Annotated in this window: 16 protein-coding genes; 8 read left to right on the top strand and 8 right to left on the bottom strand. The window is 55.0% G+C overall.

What is annotated here, in order from left to right:
* Window positions 1–98: 98 nt before the first annotated feature.
* Window positions 99–2,270: a YgiQ family radical SAM protein gene (locus ETG88_RS08435; RefSeq protein ID WP_129035162.1), complete on the top strand. Its 2,172-nt coding sequence runs from the start codon at window positions 99–101 to the stop codon at window positions 2,268–2,270.
* Between the two features lie 56 nt (window positions 2,271–2,326).
* Here the strand turns inward: ETG88_RS08435 and dkgA are convergent, their stop codons facing one another.
* Window positions 2,327–3,154 (bottom strand): 2,5-didehydrogluconate reductase DkgA, encoded by an 828-nt coding sequence (gene dkgA, locus ETG88_RS08430; RefSeq protein WP_100778917.1) that lies wholly within the window; start codon window positions 3,152–3,154, stop codon window positions 2,327–2,329.
* A 104-nt stretch (window positions 3,155–3,258) separates the two neighbouring features.
* Window positions 3,259–4,422 carry an alcohol dehydrogenase gene (yqhD, locus tag ETG88_RS08425; RefSeq protein WP_129035161.1) on the bottom strand — a complete coding sequence of 388 codons (1,164 nt, stop codon included), beginning with the start codon at window positions 4,420–4,422 and terminating at the stop codon, window positions 3,259–3,261.
* Here yqhD and ETG88_RS08420 point away from each other — a divergent pair.
* Together ETG88_RS08420 and ETG88_RS08415 are read left to right on the top strand one after the other, a co-directional pair.
* The gene (locus ETG88_RS08420; protein ID WP_102104772.1) at window positions 4,402–4,620 is read left to right on the top strand and encodes a hypothetical protein; all 219 of its coding nucleotides are present in this window, start codon (window positions 4,402–4,404) and stop codon (window positions 4,618–4,620) included. The two genes, yqhD and ETG88_RS08420, sit on opposite strands and share 21 nt — an antisense overlap.
* Window positions 4,617–5,516, top strand: coding sequence for an AraC family transcriptional regulator (locus ETG88_RS08415; RefSeq protein ID WP_100778920.1), 900 nt, complete (start codon window positions 4,617–4,619; stop codon window positions 5,514–5,516). Before ETG88_RS08420 ends, ETG88_RS08415 begins: the two co-directional genes overlap by 4 nt.
* A gap of 36 nt (window positions 5,517–5,552) precedes the next feature.
* On the opposite strand, the gene yghB is transcribed toward ETG88_RS08415, so the two are convergent.
* Window positions 5,553–6,212 (bottom strand): DedA family general envelope maintenance protein YghB, encoded by a 660-nt coding sequence (gene yghB / locus ETG88_RS08410; RefSeq protein ID WP_100778921.1) that lies wholly within the window; start codon window positions 6,210–6,212, stop codon window positions 5,553–5,555.
* A gap of 142 nt (window positions 6,213–6,354) precedes the next feature.
* Window positions 6,355–7,542, bottom strand: coding sequence for a cystathionine beta-lyase (gene metC / locus ETG88_RS08405; RefSeq protein WP_100778922.1), 1,188 nt, complete (start codon window positions 7,540–7,542; stop codon window positions 6,355–6,357).
* 251 nt (window positions 7,543–7,793) lie between these two features.
* Here metC and exbB point away from each other — a divergent pair, with 251 nt between their 5' ends.
* A complete protein-coding gene (gene exbB / locus ETG88_RS08395) occupies window positions 7,794–8,525 on the top strand; it encodes a tol-pal system-associated acyl-CoA thioesterase (RefSeq protein ID WP_100778923.1) in 732 nt (243 codons plus the stop codon).
* Between the two features lie 6 nt (window positions 8,526–8,531).
* Window positions 8,532–8,957 carry a TonB system transport protein ExbD gene (exbD, locus tag ETG88_RS08390; RefSeq protein ID WP_129035160.1) on the top strand — a complete coding sequence of 142 codons (426 nt, stop codon included), beginning with the start codon at window positions 8,532–8,534 and terminating at the stop codon, window positions 8,955–8,957.
* A gap of 128 nt (window positions 8,958–9,085) precedes the next feature.
* Here exbD and ETG88_RS08385 read toward each other — a convergent pair whose 3' ends face one another.
* From ETG88_RS08385 to ETG88_RS08375, 3 genes are all read right to left on the bottom strand, one after another.
* The gene (locus tag ETG88_RS08385) at window positions 9,086–9,982 is read right to left on the bottom strand and encodes an SDR family oxidoreductase (protein WP_100778925.1); all 897 of its coding nucleotides are present in this window, start codon (window positions 9,980–9,982) and stop codon (window positions 9,086–9,088) included.
* A 90-nt stretch (window positions 9,983–10,072) separates the two neighbouring features.
* Window positions 10,073–10,537, bottom strand: coding sequence for a cytoplasmic protein (locus ETG88_RS08380; RefSeq protein ID WP_129035159.1), 465 nt, complete (start codon window positions 10,535–10,537; stop codon window positions 10,073–10,075).
* Window positions 10,530–10,934 carry a hypothetical protein gene (locus tag ETG88_RS08375; protein ID WP_095283367.1) on the bottom strand — a complete coding sequence of 135 codons (405 nt, stop codon included), beginning with the start codon at window positions 10,932–10,934 and terminating at the stop codon, window positions 10,530–10,532. The genes ETG88_RS08380 and ETG88_RS08375 overlap by 8 nt, the downstream gene beginning before the upstream one ends.
* Before the next feature lie 102 nt (window positions 10,935–11,036).
* Between ETG88_RS08375 and ETG88_RS08370 the strand changes: the two genes are divergently transcribed.
* Window positions 11,037–11,540 carry an ESA_00282 family adhesion-associated protein gene (locus ETG88_RS08370; protein ID WP_100778927.1) on the top strand — a complete coding sequence of 168 codons (504 nt, stop codon included), beginning with the start codon at window positions 11,037–11,039 and terminating at the stop codon, window positions 11,538–11,540.
* Window positions 11,541–11,609: 69 nt separating this feature from the next.
* Here ETG88_RS08370 and ETG88_RS08365 read toward each other — a convergent pair whose 3' ends face one another.
* The gene (locus tag ETG88_RS08365) at window positions 11,610–12,650 is read right to left on the bottom strand and encodes an aldo/keto reductase (RefSeq protein ID WP_102104854.1); all 1,041 of its coding nucleotides are present in this window, start codon (window positions 12,648–12,650) and stop codon (window positions 11,610–11,612) included.
* Between the two features lie 82 nt (window positions 12,651–12,732).
* Between ETG88_RS08365 and yghX the strand changes: the two genes are divergently transcribed.
* Together yghX and ETG88_RS08355 are read left to right on the top strand one after the other, a co-directional pair.
* Window positions 12,733–13,620 (top strand): YghX family hydrolase, encoded by an 888-nt coding sequence (gene yghX, locus ETG88_RS08360; protein ID WP_129035158.1) that lies wholly within the window; start codon window positions 12,733–12,735, stop codon window positions 13,618–13,620.
* A 212-nt stretch (window positions 13,621–13,832) separates the two neighbouring features.
* Window positions 13,833–15,470, top strand: coding sequence for a methyl-accepting chemotaxis protein (locus ETG88_RS08355; protein WP_129035157.1), 1,638 nt, complete (start codon window positions 13,833–13,835; stop codon window positions 15,468–15,470).
* Window positions 15,471–15,473: the final 3 nt, after the last annotated feature.

The raw sequence follows: 15,473 nt of genomic DNA, 5'->3' as shown, positions 1-15,473 counted from the left end.
GGGCGAGCGGCGAAAATGCCCGCATAATACCCCTTCATTTCATGTATAAATCCAGCGTATAATCCCCGCCCTTTGTCTATTTTTTCTTCGGAAGCATTATGAGCGCAATATCCCTGATCCAGCCGGATCGAGACCTCTTCTCCTGGCCCCAGCACTGGGCTGCCTGCTTCGGACCGGCGCCATTCCTGCCGATGTCCCGCGAAGAGATGGACCAACTGGGCTGGGACAGCTGCGATATTATTCTGGTGACGGGCGATGCGTACGTCGATCACCCGAGCTTCGGCATGGCCATTTGTGGCCGTATGCTGGAGGCGCAAGGCTTCCGCGTAGGGATCATCTCCCAGCCAGACTGGAACAGCAAAGACGCGTTCATGAGCCTCGGCAAACCCAACCTGTTCTTCGGCGTTACCGCCGGGAACATGGACTCGATGATCAACCGCTACACAGCCGATCGCAAACTGCGCCACGACGATGCCTACACCGCCGATAACGTCGCCGGTAAGCGTCCGGATCGCGCCACGCTGGTTTATACCCAGCGCTGCAAAGAAGCATGGAAAGACGTGCCGGTCATCCTGGGGGGAATCGAAGCGAGCCTGCGCCGTACCGCGCACTACGATTACTGGTCTGATACCGTGCGCCGTTCGGTGCTGGTGGATTCCAAAGCCGATATGCTGATTTTCGGCAACGGCGAGCGTCCGCTGGTGGAAGTGGCGCACCGCCTGGCGCAGGGCGAACCTGTCGGTAATATCCGCGACGTGCGTAACACGGCGATCATGGTGAAAGAAGCGCTACCGGGCTGGAGCGGGGTGGATTCCCGTATCATCGACATGCCGGGCAAAATCGACCCGATCCCGCACCCGTATGGCGAAGATTTGCCGTGTGCGGACAACAAACCGGTCGAACCGAAGAAAGCCGAAGCCAAAGCCGTGGTCGTGCAGCCGCCGCGCCCAAAACCGTGGGAAAAAACCTACGTTCTGCTGCCGTCCTTTGAAAAAGTGAAAGGCGACAAGGTGCTTTACGCGCACGCGTCACGCATTCTGCATCATGAAACTAACCCAGGCTGCGCACGTGCGCTGATGCAAAAGCACGGCGAGCGCTATATCTGGGTTAACCCGCCAGCCATTCCGCTCTCAACCGAAGAGATGGACAGCGTGTTTGCACTGCCGTACAAACGCGTGCCGCATCCTTCCTATGGCAATAGCCGAATTCCTGCCTACGAGATGATCCGCTTCTCGATCAACATCATGCGCGGCTGCTTCGGCGGCTGCTCGTTCTGTTCGATCACCGAGCACGAAGGGCGCATTATTCAGAGCCGCTCTGAGGATTCGATCGTTAACGAGATCGAAGCCATTCGCGACACAGTTCCGGGCTTTACCGGCGTGATCTCCGATCTGGGCGGCCCGACCGCCAACATGTATATGCTGCGCTGCAAATCACCGCGCGCGGAGCAGACCTGCCGCCGTCTGTCGTGCGTCTATCCGGATATTTGTCAGCACATGGACACCAACCACCAGCCGACGATCAACCTGTATCGTCGCGCCCGCGATCTGAAAGGCGTCAAGAAGATCCTGATCGCCTCCGGCGTGCGTTACGACATCGCGGTGGAAGATCCGCGCTACATCAAAGAGCTGGCGACCCATCACGTTGGCGGCTATCTGAAGATCGCCCCTGAGCATACGGAAGAAGGCCCGCTGTCGAAGATGATGAAGCCGGGCATGGGCAGCTACGATCGCTTTAAAGAGCTGTTTGACACCTATTCGAAACAGGCGGGTAAAGAGCAGTACCTGATTCCCTATTTCATCTCAGCGCACCCTGGTACGCGCGATGAGGATATGGTGAATCTGGCTCTGTGGCTGAAGCAGCGTCGTTTCCGTCTCGATCAGGTGCAGAACTTCTATCCGTCGCCGCTCGCTAACTCGACGACCATGTATTACACCGGCAAGAACCCGCTGAGTAAAATTGGTTACAAGAGTGAAGATGTGGTGGTGCCGAAAGGTGACAAACAGCGTCGACTGCATAAAGCACTGCTGCGCTATCACGATCCGGCCAACTGGCCGCTGATCCGTCAGGCGCTGGAAGATATGGGTAAAAAGCATCTGATTGGCTCGCGCCGCGAATGCCTGGTGCCTGCGCCGACTCTGGATGAGATGCGCGAAGCGCGTCGCCAGAACCGCAATACGCGTCCGGCACTGACCAAACACACGCCTGTTGCGCATCAGCGCCAGACGCCGGCGGCGAACAAAAAACGCGGGAAAGTGGCAGGGCGCTAAGCCTGTCGCCCGGCAATAAAAAAGCCCGACGTTTGTCGGGCTTTTGAACGAGGGTGTTACCCCCCAAACTGATCCGGATCTGGCCCCAAACGCTTGCCCTGATCCAGCTTCGCTATCTCGCTTAACTCCTCTTTATCCAGGCGGAAATCCCAGACGTCGAAGTTCTCGGCGATACGCGCCGGGGTGACCGATTTCGGGATCACCACCAGACCGCTGTCCAGATGCCAGCGAATGACGATCTGCGCGGCGGTTTTGCCGTACTTCTCGGCCAGGTCGCGAATAATTTTCTGATCGAAAACGCCTTCGCCGCCCTGAGCCAGCGGGCTCCAGGATTCGGTCTGAATTTTGTGCGTGGCGTTCCAGGAGTGCAGCTGACGCTGCTGCATGAGCGGATGCAGCTCAATCTGGTTGATCACCGGCGCGACGCCCGTTTCATCAATCAGCCGCTGCAGATGATGGATCTGGAAATTACAGACGCCAATACTCTTCACCAGCCCCTCTTTTTGCAGATCGATCAGACCTTTCCAGGCCTCAACGTAGTGATCGATTGCCGGAACCGGCCAGTGCATCAGATAGAGATCGACGAAATCGAGCTGAAGTTTTTCTAGGCTTTCCAGCAGGGCTTCGCGTGGGCGTTTCTGGTCGTCGTTCCACAGTTTAGTGGTGATGAATAACTCATCGCGCGGGATGCTGGCGCTGGCCAACGCTTTGCCGACGCCGTCTTCATTTTTGTACGCGGCGGCGGTATCGATAGACCGATAGCCGACTTCCAGTGCTTTGTGAATGGCGGACACGACCTCGTCATTACCGGCTTTCCATACGCCCAGTCCCAGCTGGGGCATGACGTTGCCGTCCTGAAGCTTAATTACGGTTTGGTTTGCCATTTTTCCTCCTCCATTTGCTCATCACCGGGGGTGTCCCCGGTGATGTGGTGTGCATTAAGTCTGGACGAAATGTCAAAAAACGAAAGGCGGGATGACAAAAACGCTTAGCGGGCCGCTTCGTAAATGCGACGGCTGACGTCCAGCGTAATGTCGTGATTCTCGCCCAGTTGCGTCATGCCGTGCTCTTCGAGTTTAGCCAGCAGGGCAGGGATAGAGCTGCCATCCAGGCCGTAACCGGAGAGGCGAGTCGGCACGCCCAGCTGCTCGAAGAAGTTACGGGTCGCCGCGATTGCCGCGTCGATACGCTCGTCTTCAGAACCGGAAGTGATGTTCCATACGCGTTCTGCATACTGCAGCAGTTTGGCACGTTTGGTGTCGCGTTTTTCATTCCACAGAGCTGGCAGAACCACCGCCAGCGTCTGGGCGTGATCCAGGCCGTGCATCGCGGTCAGTTCGTGGCCCAGCATGTGGGTCGCCCAGTCCTGTGGCACGCCTGCGCCAATCAGACCGTTCAACGCCTGAGTCGCCGCCCACATCACGTTTGCGCGCACATCGTAGTTCTCTGGCTCTTTCAGCGCTTTTGGGCCGTCTTCTACCAGCGTCAGCAGAATACCTTCCGCGAAGCGATCCTGAATTTTGCCGTTGACCGGATAAGTGACGTACTGCTCAACCGTGTGAACGAAGGCATCCACTACGCCGTTAGCCACCTGACGCGGCGGCAGGGTGTAGGTGTAAACCGGGTCCAGCACCGCAAACACAGGCTGAACGTGTTCGTTCATAAAGGCCTGTTTGTCACCGGTGGTTTTACGGGAGATGACCGCGCCTTTGTTGGATTCAGAACCGGTCGCTGGCAGAGTCAGTACAGAGCCCATCGGGATGGCGCTGGTGATTTTGCTGCCGCCGGTTTGCAGAATTTCCCACGGGTCCACGCCATCGGCGTAATGGGCCGCAGCCGCGATGAACTTGGTGCCGTCGAGAACCGACCCGCCGCCGACTGCCAGCAGGAAGGTGATGTTCTCTTCACGGGCGATGTTAACTGCGTTCATCAGCGTTTCGTAGGACGGGTTTGGCTCGATGCCGCCGAATTCACGTACGTCCACGCCTTCCAGCGCGCTGTACACCTGGTCCAGCACGCCGGTTTTTTTGACGCTGCCGCCACCGTAAGTGATCAGGACGCGCGCCCCGGCTGGGATCTGGTCGCGCAGATCGGCGATGGCGTCTTTACCAAACAGAATGCGGGTTGGGGTATGCAGATTAAAATTATTCATTGCTCGTTCCCTTATGTGGGTGAAAAACGTGGCGGCGTCGATGGCTGCCTGATGGTGCCCATTGTGGCCATCGAAGGCACGCCTCTCAATGCACATTCCTGCCGTTGTCTTGCCCATTTCTACAGAGGGCTGGAGAAAATGCGAAAAGGTGCGCAAACTGGCAACAATGGAAACCGTATCGGGAGTAAACCTGAATGAACCGCGATGAGATTTGCCTGCAATTGACGGGGCAAATTAACAGACTGAAAGATAAAGAAAATACGCTCACTGAGCTGTTGCCGGATATACGTCTTTTATACGGCACACAGCCCGGTACGCGCACGCCAGTGATGTACCAGCCCGGCATCGTATTTCTCTTTTCAGGCCATAAAATTGGCTATATCAATGAGCGCGTGTTCCGTTACGACACCAACGAATATTTACTCCTCACAGTACCTTTACCCTTTGAATGTGAAACCTATGCGACTGAGGCCGTTCCGCTGGCGGGCATTCGCGTCAACGTAGATATTCTCCAGCTTCAGGAACTGCTGATGGATATCGGTGAAGACGAACTGTTCCAGCCCGCGATGGCGGCGAGCGGCATTAACTCCGCGACGCTCTCCGATGAGATTCTGTGCGCCATTGAGCGTCTGCTGGACGTTATGGAACGCCCGCTCGACGCGCGTATTCTCGGCAAGCAGATAATCCGCGAGATCCTCTATCACGTTCTGATGGGACCGGGCGGCGGGGCGCTGCTGGCACTAGTGAGCCGTCAGACCCATTTCAGCCTCATCAGCCGCGTATTAAAACGTATTGAGAGCCAGTACACGGAAAACCTGAGCGTGGATGAGCTGGCGTCAGAGGCCAATATGAGCGTCTCGGCGTTCCACCATAACTTTAAATCCGTCACCAGCACGTCGCCGTTGCAGTACCTGAAAAGCTATCGCCTGCACAAAGCGCGGATGCTGATGATTCACGATGGGATGAAAGCCAGCGCTGCGGCGATGCGCGTTGGCTATGAAAGTGCGTCGCAGTTCAGCCGTGAGTTTAAACGCTATTTTGGCGTGACGCCGGGGGAAGATGCGGCGCGTATCAGAACGATGCAGGGAATGTAAAGCGTCCTCTCCCGGGGAGGGAGAAGACGGACAAGATTAGACGTTACAGCATTTCTTCTTGATCACCACAAACAGCGTCCCGACGAGGCCTGCAACCAGCAGGAAAATCGGCAGGATCATCAGGAAGGTCATCACCTGATCTTCGTGGTGCTTCACAAACGGGATCATGCTCAGGGCATAACCCAAAGAGGTCACAACGCCGACCCACAGCAGGGCGCTCAGCCAGTTGAAGAACTGGAAGCGGCGGTTCGACAGGCCAGAAATCCCGGCCATCGTTGGCAGCAGGGTGCGAATAAACGCCAGAAAACGTCCGGCGAGCAGAGCCAACAGGCCGTGGCGGTCAAACATGCAGGTGGCGCGCTCGTGGTATTTCACGGGCAGTTGCGCCAGCCAGCCTTTCACCACGCGCGTATTGCCGAGCCAGCGGCCCTGCACATAGCTCAACCAGCAGCCGAGGCTGGCGGCCGACGTTAAAATCACGATCGTGGGGGCGAAGTCCATAACGCCTTTACCGATTAACGCCCCGGCTAATAACAGCAGGCTGTCGCCCGGAAGAAACGAGGCCGGCAGCAGACCGTTTTCCAGAAAAAGCGTGGCGAACATAACGAAATAAACAACACCTACAACGTGCGGGTCCGCCAGCGCTGCAAAGTCGTGTTGCCAGAGCGCAGCGATAATATCTTGAATGACAGCCATGGACTTTCCTGTGGAACAACTGATATGTGGCTATTGTACTCCTGATTTCGCCCAGTGGGGTTGATCGGGGACCCAACAAATGCAGTCTTTTCTGCTGCACGTGTCTGTAAAACGGTCCGGGAGTACATTTACAGCCCGCACTCTACACGATGCGTTCGAAACCTGCCGATAAATCCGCGATCAGATCATCAACATTTTCTAAACCGATGTGCAGTCGGATCAGCGTGCCGGTAAAGTCGATTTCTCCGCCCGGCCGCAAACCGGCAAGTTGTTCAGGCTGATTCGGCAGAATGAGCGATTCAAAGCCGCCCCAGGAGTAAGCCATGCTAAAGAGCGAGAAGTTATCCAGGTAGGCTGCCAGCTCGTCGTTACTCAGTCGTTTATTGAGAACAAATGAGAACAGACCGCTGCTGCCCGTAAAGTCACGTTTCCAGAATTCGTGGCCTTTGCTGCCCGGTAGCGCAGGGTGATTCACGCGAGCGACTTGCGGATGTTGCGCCAGCCATTCAGCCACTTTCAGACTGCTTTCGTGATGCTGACGCAGACGCACGCCCAGCGTACGAAGCCCGCGACTGGTCATATAAGCGGTATCAGCATCTACCATCTGCCCCATCAGGTAGGCGTTTTCGCGCAGCTGATCCCAGCAGCGGGCGTTAGACACCGCCGTGCCAATCATGCCGTCTGAGTGGCCAATCAGGTATTTCGTTGCCGCCTGAATCGAGATATCGATGTCAAACTCAAGGGCTTTAAACAGCACGCCCGCCGCCCAGGTGTTATCGATCATGATGATAGCGTCTGGCGCCACGCGACGCACCGCGCGGACAATCGCCGGAACGTCATGCACTTCCATGGTGATAGAGCCGGGAGATTCCAGGAACACAATGCGCGTATTCGGCTGGATAAGCTCCGCAATGCCTTCGCCGATCAGCGGATCGAACCAGCCGGTGGTGACACCCAGACGGGTCAGGATTTTGGTGCAGAAATCCTGGCTTGGCTCGTAGGCGGTGTTAGTCATCAGGATATGATCGCCCTGTTCAACGAACGCCAGAATCGTATTCGCCACCGCAGCGGCACCGCACGGGAACAGGGCACAGCCGACGCCACCTTCCAGCTCGCACATCGCTTCCTGCAATGAGAAATGGGTCAAGGTGCCGCGACGCCCATAAAACAGCTCGCCTTTCGCGCGGTTGCGGGTGGCGTGCTTCTTGGCCTCAACAGTATCGAAGACCAGCGAGGAGGCGCGTTGAATCACGCTATTTACCGAACCCTGAGTGTACTTTTTACTGCGTCCTGCCTGCACAAGCGTGGTATCAAGATGCTTCTCTGTCATGTTCGCTAAACCTGTTTTTATCCGTCTGGACGTCCAGACTACCACGATTGCGAAAATCTGCATCCGGATGCTTAGCGAATAAGCACAATATTTTATGAAAAATACGCATAAGAAATTTTTACTGCGTAAGCGCAAGGAAAATGAGCGAAATTTACGGCACTATGCAAATACTAATGAGAACTACTATCAATTCGACGTGGTTTTGATATTATTATGCTCAGAATTTGTGATTTGCGTCCTGGAGATACAGAGTGGGTAATAATTTGATGCAGACGGATCTCTCCGTTTGGGGCATGTATCAACATGCTGACATCGTGGTTAAGATTGTGATGATCGGCCTGATTCTGGCGTCCGTGATCACCTGGGCAATTTTCTTCAGCAAAAGCGTTGAGCTGATTTCTCAAAAGCGCCGCCTTAAGCGCGAGCAACAGCAGCTGGCTGAAGCACGCTCGCTGAATCAGGCATTTGACATCACCTCCGCGTTCCATGCGAAAAGCCTGACCACCCAATTGGTCAACGAAGCTCAGAACGAACTGGAACTCTCCGCAGGCAGTGAAGATAACGAAGGCATTAAAGAGCGTACGGGCTTCCGCCTGGAACGTCGCGTTGCCGCCGTGGGCCGTCACATGGGCCGCGGAAATGGTTATCTGGCAACTATCGGTGCGATCTCCCCGTTCGTGGGTCTGTTTGGTACCGTGTGGGGCATCATGAACAGCTTCATCGGTATTGCTCAGACGCAAACCACCAACCTCGCCGTAGTGGCACCGGGCATCGCGGAAGCGCTGCTGGCAACGGCTATCGGCCTTATCGCTGCTATTCCGGCGGTGGTTATCTATAACATCTTCGCGCGTATGATTGGCAGCTACAAAGCCACGCTCGGTGATGTTGCCGCACAGGTTCTGCTGCTGCAAAGCCGCGATCTCGACCTCAGCGCCAGCTCCGTTAAGCCGGTACATTCTGCTTCGAAACTGCGTGTAGGTTGATACGTTATGGCAATGCGTCTTAATGAAAATCTGGACGATAACGGCGAAATGCACGAAATCAACGTAACGCCGTTTATCGACGTTATGCTGGTTCTGCTGATTATCTTCATGGTGGCCGCGCCTCTGGCGACGGTGGACGTGAAGGTCAATCTGCCGGCCTCTTCCAGCCAGCCGCAGCCGCGTCCGGAAAAACCGATTTACCTGTCGGTGAAAGCTGATAAATCGATGTTCCTGGGCAACGACCCGGTCACCGATCAATCCGTTATTCCGGCACTGGATGCGCTGACCCAGGGCAAAAAAGACACTACCGTCTTCTTCCGCGCGGATAAAACCGTCGACTACGAGACCATGATGAGAGTGATGGATACGCTGCACCAGGCGGGCTATCTCAAAATCGGACTGGTCGGCGAAGAGAAAACGGCGGCGAAATAAACGTAAAAACGGCAACGCAAGTTGCCGTTTTGTTTTCTCTCTTTCGTGAGTAACGTGTAAGAGAAAGTCTCAGGCGGGACAAACCCGCAGGCGCGATATTCGTAGCGCCCCCGGGCAGACTGACAGCACTAGCCTAAATGTTCCCCGCCGCACACGCCGTGCACTTCTGCCGTAACGTAGCTCGACTCCTGACTCGCCAGATAGACATACACTCCAGCCAGTTCAGCAGGCTGCCCCGCACGTTTCATCGGCGTCTTCTGACCAAACTGCGGAATTTTCTCCTGCGTCTGGCCGCCAGAAATTTGCAGTGCCGTCCAGATCGGGCCAGGGGCAACCACGTTAACGCGAATGCCTTTCTCTGCCACCTGTTTTGCCAGCCCACGGCTGTAGTTCAGTATCGCCGCTTTCGTCGAGGCGTAATCGAGCAGATGCGGGCTTGGCTGATAGGCCTGAATGGACGAGGTAGTCACGATGCTGGAACCGGCAGGCAGGACGGGAATTGCCTCCTGTGTGATCCAGAAAAGTGCCAGCACGTTCACCGCGTAGGTTTGCGTAAACTGTTCGGTGGTCAAATCGGCAATCTTCTCGACAGCGACCTGTTTACCGGCAACCAGCGCCAGCGTATCCAACCCGCCCAGCGCTTCGCGGGCTTTATGCACCAGCGAGCGGGCAAAGGACTCATCGCTCAGATCGCCTGGAATCAGCACCGCTTTACGGCCCGCCTCTTCGATCAGCTGTTTGACCTCCTGGGCGTCCTCTTCTTCCGCAGGCAGATAGTTAATCGCCACGTCAGCGCCTTCACGCGCGTAAGCAATGGCGGCGGCGCGCCCGATACCGGAATCACCCCCAGTCACCAGTGCCTTACGATCCTGGAGCCTGCCGCTACCTTTGTAGCTCTTCTCGCCGCAGTCTGGCACGGGCGTCATCTTCGCTTGCACGCCAGGCGCTGGCTGCTTTTGCTTAGGGTAGTCGCCGGTGTAGTACTGGGTGGTTGGGTCCTGGATATGTGTCTGATGTTTTGACATAAGGCCTCTCCTGTTGGGTGAGTTAGGCCATTAAGTGTAGAAGAGCGAGAGGAGGAGGTTGTCGTATTCGGGGGAATCTGACTGGTGAGGCTATTTCGGCTCTGCAGGCGTGTGGGAAGGGGCGTCCACTTTTGCCGCCAGCGCATCTTCGTCGAGAGCGACGGTGGTGACGTTCGAGGTGTGATAGCCACCGTCAGCCAGTTTGCGCGTCAAGCGCAGCGTGGAGGCCTCTCTGGAGAGCAGATGCTGGTAGTTGCTCTCAATGCGGCCCATGATTTTCTCTTTCAGTTCGGGCTTGAGGGATATGACCGCGTTAATCATCGCGCCATAAATCTCTTCTTTCACCTGCAACGAGTAGATCTCGCGGCGATTTTCCCACTTCAGGCGAACCAGCGCAGCCGGGATCGATACCATGTCTTGCGCAATGCGGGTCATCTCGTCATTTTTATGTTTTATTAATGCGTCGAGATTTTGCTTTAAGATAAACTCATCGCTTTTATGGTTATCTAAAGTCAAATAAACGTTATTATCTTCAACTTCTTTCACGTTAATCATCCTCTAGTTTATAAAAAATAGGGTTGTTTTTTTCTCGGGTAATTAGATTAAGCCAAATTTCGTTGCCAGCTTCGTTTATTTCTTCGGTTTTTTCAGCCATTATTTGACTTAATGTTTGAGCGTCTATTTCTCCCTCGGCCTGCAGGTCGTTAAGCAGGTGGGCAAAGGCTTCAATCTTCACCACGCGAAATAGCCGATCTTTTATATGGCGGTCATGCTCTTCTAACAGCATATTACGTGATTTACCGGTACGGGTAACACCAATTAATATGTCAGCCTCAAAATCGGATAGTTTTCTTTTTCCCTGAGTGAAATTAGCATTGCTTTCTGCTTCCGCCGATTTAGGGACCACAGAGGCGATGTGGTACCGGACCGGCACAAGATTGTCGGGCAGCATTTTAATATCCTTTAATTTCAACAGGGTAGGTTCAAATAGGGCGTGAGATTCGTTGACAATAACATGAGGCAAATTTAAAATCAAAAAAAATGGAGCCATCCCATGAACAGCATTTTTTATTCTGTCATTACATTGCTATTGCTTACCGCTGGTGTTCTTTTATTGATGCGTGAGTTCAATAAAACGAAAGACTTACAGCAAACTGGCGAGTCATCCCAGCCGATTCCGATGACCAAAGAAGAGGGTGAGGACCATTTCTCACTGCTGATGAATGCGATAACGCCGGTATGGTACTGGCGCGTCAATCATGAATATATCGACTTTCTTCATGCCACAATTAAGCGGATGAAGATGACGGAAATAAACGACCGCCCCGGTCTTTTTGAAGCCCAGCGCCGTTGCAGCGATCTGAACTCGGCGGTCTATAAATATTATGACAATATCAAAAAGCGCTGCCTGAATGGTGAGAAGGTCTCGCATTCCGATCTGGACGTGCTGAATTTACGTCAGTGTTTCCGCGAATTCAGTCTGGAAGCTTACCCGGAGCTGGTGGTGCTGGTCTGGCCGGAGTACGAGCGCCCGGTGGTGGACCCTGCTACGGTGTAGGCTAGCAGGCCCGGTGGCGCGACGCTTACCGGGCCATGAGAGGCGACGGAGGGCATCACGCCGCGTTCTCTATTTATCTGACGATGCCTGCCACAAATTCAACTCTCCATCCGCAACGTGCTGATCAATCCTCTTCAACTCATCGTCGCTAAAGTGCAGATTTTGCAGCGCCTGAATGTTCTCTTCGATCTGCTCAGGGCGGCTGGCGCCGATGAGCACAGACGTCACGCGCTCATCTTTTAGCAGCCAGCTCAGGGCCATCTGTGCCATTGACTGCCCGCGCGCCTGCGCCATTTCGTTGAGCAGTCGCAGGCTGTTCAGGTTCGCGTCGGTCAGCATCTTTTCCGTCAACCCGCGCACCTTTTTGCCTTCACGCTGCATACGCGAACCATCCGGAATACCGTTCAGGTATTTGCCCGTCAGCAGCCCCTGCGCCAGCGGTGTAAAAGCAATACAGCCGGTGCCGTTTGCCACGAGGGTATCCAGCAGGCCGCTTTTATCCACCCAACGGTTTAACAGGTTGTAGGACGGCTGATGGATCAGCAGTGGAATTTTCCACTCGCGCAGCAGTTCAGTCATTTTCTGCGTGCGTTCCGGCGAGTAAGAGGAAATCCCCACGTAGAGCGCTTTCCCGCTCTGAACAGCCTGTGCCAGCGCGGCGGCGGTCTCTTCCATCGGCGTGTTTTCGTCAACGCGGTGGGAATAGAAAATATCGACATACTCTACGCCCATGCGTTTCAGGCTCTGGTCGAGACTGGCGAGCAGATACTTCCGCGAACCGCCAGATCCGTACGGGCCAGGCCACATGTCGTATCCGGCTTTGGTGGAGATAATCAGTTCATCGCGATACGCGGCAAAATCCTCGCGCAGCAGACGACCAAAATTCTCTTCCGCGCTGCCTGGAGGCGGGCCGTAGTTATTCGCGAGATCAAAATGGGTAATGCCTGAATCAAAAGCTTTGCGCAGCAGTGCGCGCTGGCTGTCCAGCGCCTGAACGTGACCAAAGCTGTGCCACAATCCAAGTGATAGCGCGGGCAAACGCAGGCCGCTCTTCCCGCAGTAACGGTACTGCATGGTGTCGTAGCGGCTTGAAGTAGGGGTCCAGGACATGATATCTCCTTTTTTAGTGATGAATTTTCGAAACAGCGTTTTCATTCTATCCTTATAAAATCACAATTCCTGGAGATATGCGATGACCCGGCTGACCGCGAAAGATTTTCCGCAAGAATTGCTCGATTACTATGACTATTACGCCCACGGCAAAATAACCAAACGCGAGTTTCTCAATCTTGCGGCGCGCTACGCGGCAGGCGGTGTTACGGCGCTGGCGTTATTCAATATGCTCAAACCGAATTACGCCCTTGCTGAACAGGTGAAATTCACCGATCCCGATATTTTGCCGGAATACATTCACTACCCTTCACCCAACGGACACGGTGAAGTGCGGGGTTATCTGGTGAAGCCTGCAAAGACGACGGGAAAAGTGCCGGCGGTGGTCGTGGTCCATGAAAACCGCGGTTTAAATCCGTATATCGAAGACGTTGCCCGCCGGGTAGCGAAGGCGGGATATATTGCGCTGGCACCGGACGGATTAAGTTCCGTCGGCGGATATCCAGGGAATGATGAAGAGGGGAAAGTGCTGCAGCAGAAAGTGGACCCCACCAAATTAATGAATGATTTCTTTGCCGCCGTGGAGTTTATGAAAAAACATCCCGATGCGACGGGCAACGTGGGGATTACCGGATTTTGCTACGGCGGCGGCGTCTCGAATGCCGCCGCGGTGGCCTATCCGGAGTTGGAGTGCGCGGTGCCGTTTTATGGCCGCCAGCCCGCGGCGTCTGATGTCCCGAAAATCAACGCGCCGCTGCTGCTGCACTATGCCGAGCTGGATAAGAACATCAACGAAGGCTGGCCAGCGTACGAAGCCGCCCTGAAAGCGAATAATAAAGTCTATGAAGCCTATATTTACCCCGGCGTAAATCATGGCTTCCATAATGACTCGACCCCGCGTTATGACGAGCCCGCAGCGGAGCTGGCATGGAAACGGACTCTGGGATGGTTTGAGAAATATTTGAAGTAATATGAATTTAATGTTTCAAAAAAGGGCCGGAAAATTCCGGTCTTTTTCTATTATATTTGCGTGCTAATTATAAGGGTATTAGGCAATATTATTTTTTTTAAAAGTTTAGATGTGCAAGTTTTTATAAAAATACTCCTTAAAGTGTAGGCATTGCCGATAACGAAGATAAGACTCGTCTCAAGCGAGTTTTCCCTAACGGCAAGGATACTCTTATGCAAATGCTTCGTAATTTTACTATCCGGTTCGTCATGCTGACGATTCTGGGTATTTTTTGTTTGATGTGGGCAGGGGTTGGGCTTTACAGCACCTGGTCACTTTCCAGGGTCTCAGACGGTAATGACATCGATCGCCAGATCGTGAAACAAATGACTATTTTGAGTCAGGGTAACGATCAATATTTCCGCTTTGTCACGCGCCTCAGCCGCGCAATGGAAGCCAAAGTTGCGGGTGGAAATCCCGATTTAGCCCCCGCGCAGCAGGCGCTGGAGAATATGAGCAAGAAGCTGAACGAGATGAAGGCCATTTCGCCAGGCCCGATGGACGAAAGCGTCTCTGCTGAAGTGATTAGCAGCTGGCAGGCGTTACTGGATCAGGGGATTGCCCTGCAAATGCAGCAGGCGCAACAGGGAACGATCGAGGGATATCGTCAGCAGGCCAACAACGTCACGCCACCGCTGAGCCGCGCTTTCGGTGCAGCGGCGGATAAATTCAACACTTCCGCTGCCAGCACGCTCGACAGTACGCGTGACGTGGTGGACAGCCTGACGAGCATGACGCGCGTTGTGATCATCGCCGCGACGATTATCGGTCTGCTGATCCTCCTCTTCACCGACCGTTACCTGGTGGCGATGCTGGTGAAACCGCTGGATCGCATTCGCGAGCATTTTCGCCAGATTGCGCAGGGCGATCTCAGCCAGCCGATTACGCCGTTTGGGCGTAACTGCGTGGGCCGCCTGGTGCCTCTGTTAACCGCAATGCAGGACAGCCTGCGCGAAGCGGTCAGCTCGATCCGCTCCGGCAGCGAGAATATCTGGCGCGGAGCCACTGAAATTTCCAGCGGAAATAACGATCTCTCTTCACGCACCGAAGAGCAGGCCGCCGCACTGGAAGAGACCGCCGCGAGCATGGAACAGCTCACCGCCACGGTGAAACTCAACGCCGAAAATGCGCGTCAGGCGAGCCAGCTGGCCGATGTTGCCTCCACTACCGCAAGCCGTGGCGGTTCGCTGGTGGATGACGTGGTTACCACCATGAGCGGAATTTCCGCCAGCTCGAAGAAGATTGCCGAGATCACTACCGTCATCAACAGCATCGCTTTCCAGACCAATATTCTGGCACTCAACGCGGCGGTCGAAGCGGCGCGTGCCGGTGAACAGGGCCGGGGATTTGCTGTGGTGGCAGGCGAAGTGCGTAACCTGGCCAGCCGAAGCGCAAATGCGGCGAAGGAGATCGAAGGCCTGATCGCCGATTCCGTTTCACGCGTCGAGCAGGGTTCGAAAATCGTCAGCGATACCGGGACCACCATGGAAGCGATCCTGCGTGCCGTGACCGAAGTGACCACCATCATGAAGCAGATCGCGTCGGCGTCGGAAGAGCAGAGCAAAGGCATTTCCCAGGTCGGTGTGGCGATCACCCAGATGGACGGCGTAACGCAGCAGAACGCCTCGCTGGTAGAGCAGGTCTCCGCCGCCGCCCCGGCGCTGGAACGTCAGACGGAAGAGCTACAACGCTCAGTGCAGAAATTCCGCCTGTCCGCGCAGGAACCGCAAAACGGTGCGCCTACTGCGTCGCCGAAAGCGCCCGCGCGGGCTAACGCATCGGGTACGCCCGACGAGTGGGTTTCGTTCTGATTC

It is taken from the genome of Lelliottia nimipressuralis, from assembly GCF_004115925.1.
Lineage (GTDB): Bacteria > Pseudomonadota > Gammaproteobacteria > Enterobacterales > Enterobacteriaceae > Enterobacter > Enterobacter nimipressuralis.
Note: the sequence above shows the minus strand (reverse complement) of the source record. Positions and strands in the feature narration are given on the sequence as shown.

Excerpts from the sequence above, each read along its gene's own strand:
- ETG88_RS08435 (WP_129035162.1), top strand. The coding sequence starts at position 99 with ATGAGCGCAATATCCCTGATCCAGCCGGATCGAGACCTCTTCTCCTGG.
- ETG88_RS08415 (WP_100778920.1), top strand. The coding sequence starts at position 4,617 with ATGAACCGCGATGAGATTTGCCTGCAATTGACGGGGCAAATTAACAGA.
- yghB (WP_100778921.1), bottom strand. The coding sequence starts at position 6,212 with ATGGCTGTCATTCAAGATATTATCGCTGCGCTCTGGCAACACGACTTT.
- ETG88_RS08370 (WP_100778927.1), top strand. The coding sequence starts at position 11,037 with ATGAACAGCATTTTTTATTCTGTCATTACATTGCTATTGCTTACCGCT.
- yghX (WP_129035158.1), top strand. The coding sequence starts at position 12,733 with ATGACCCGGCTGACCGCGAAAGATTTTCCGCAAGAATTGCTCGATTAC.
- ETG88_RS08380 (WP_129035159.1), bottom strand. The coding sequence starts at position 10,537 with ATGATTAACGTGAAAGAAGTTGAAGATAATAACGTTTATTTGACTTTA.
- dkgA (WP_100778917.1), bottom strand. The coding sequence starts at position 3,154 with ATGGCAAACCAAACCGTAATTAAGCTTCAGGACGGCAACGTCATGCCC.
- ETG88_RS08420 (WP_102104772.1), top strand. The coding sequence starts at position 4,402 with ATGCAGATTAAAATTATTCATTGCTCGTTCCCTTATGTGGGTGAAAAA.
- ETG88_RS08355 (WP_129035157.1), top strand. The coding sequence starts at position 13,833 with ATGCAAATGCTTCGTAATTTTACTATCCGGTTCGTCATGCTGACGATT.
- yqhD (WP_129035161.1), bottom strand. The coding sequence starts at position 4,422 with ATGAATAATTTTAATCTGCATACCCCAACCCGCATTCTGTTTGGTAAA.
- ETG88_RS08375 (WP_095283367.1), bottom strand. The coding sequence starts at position 10,934 with ATGCTGCCCGACAATCTTGTGCCGGTCCGGTACCACATCGCCTCTGTG.
- ETG88_RS08365 (WP_102104854.1), bottom strand. The coding sequence starts at position 12,650 with ATGTCCTGGACCCCTACTTCAAGCCGCTACGACACCATGCAGTACCGT.
- metC (WP_100778922.1), bottom strand. The coding sequence starts at position 7,542 with ATGACAGAGAAGCATCTTGATACCACGCTTGTGCAGGCAGGACGCAGT.
- ETG88_RS08385 (WP_100778925.1), bottom strand. The coding sequence starts at position 9,982 with ATGTCAAAACATCAGACACATATCCAGGACCCAACCACCCAGTACTAC.
- exbD (WP_129035160.1), top strand. The coding sequence starts at position 8,532 with ATGGCAATGCGTCTTAATGAAAATCTGGACGATAACGGCGAAATGCAC.